This window comes from Anaerococcus sp. HMSC075B03, assembly GCF_001815585.1.
GTDB lineage: Bacteria > Bacillota > Clostridia > Tissierellales > Peptoniphilaceae > Anaerococcus > Anaerococcus vaginalis.
Window position 1 is genome coordinate 1 of sequence record NZ_KV821199.1, and the last position, 605, is coordinate 605.

General features: G+C 29.4%; 1 protein-coding gene. It reads right to left on the reverse strand.

Going from position 1 to position 605, the window contains the following annotated elements:
• The coding region (locus HMPREF3045_RS07560) for a PcfB family protein (protein WP_070738376.1) at positions 1 to 366 on the reverse strand (366 nt) is incomplete at its 3' end.
• Positions 367 to 605 lie beyond the last annotated feature (239 nt).

The window sequence follows — 605 nt, forward strand, 5'->3', positions numbered from 1 at the left end:
TTGTTTAAAGGCATATTCCATTACTTTTATGTCTTTGGCTTGGAAGAATATTTCATAGTTTTGTGTTTCTTTGTTTTTCATTACTGAGAAACTTACTCCAAGTTTGTTTAGTTCTTTTTTTAAGTCTTTGAGGTCGCTTTGATCTATGCTTATGTTTTCTAGTTGTCCTTTTTTGTAGAGGTCTTTTATTTTCATTTCATCGCCCATAAGGCTTTTTAAGTTTCCGTTTGCTTTTTCTAAATTATCATTCATCTTTTTTCTTATTTCTTTTTCTAAGTTGATTGATTCTTTTGCTGCCTTTATTGTGTATGTTATTATGGTTTGTGCTGCTTGACCTGCTTCTTTGCTTATTTCTTCGTTTATCATGTTTTCTCTCCTTTGTTTGAATTAAAAAAAGGGAAGTATAGGCTTTAATTTTTCTATACTTCCCTTTGATTGTTTTTATTTGGTTGTTCTTGGTGGTGGAATGCTTTATTTTGATGTTTTTATAGCTTTCTTAGGTATTTGTACCTTTTATACTTTTAAATAGCTTAAACTACCTTTCCACCTTTAGTAGTTTGTATGTGTTCTTTTGTCTGATAGATAGTTTTTCATGTTGGAATATA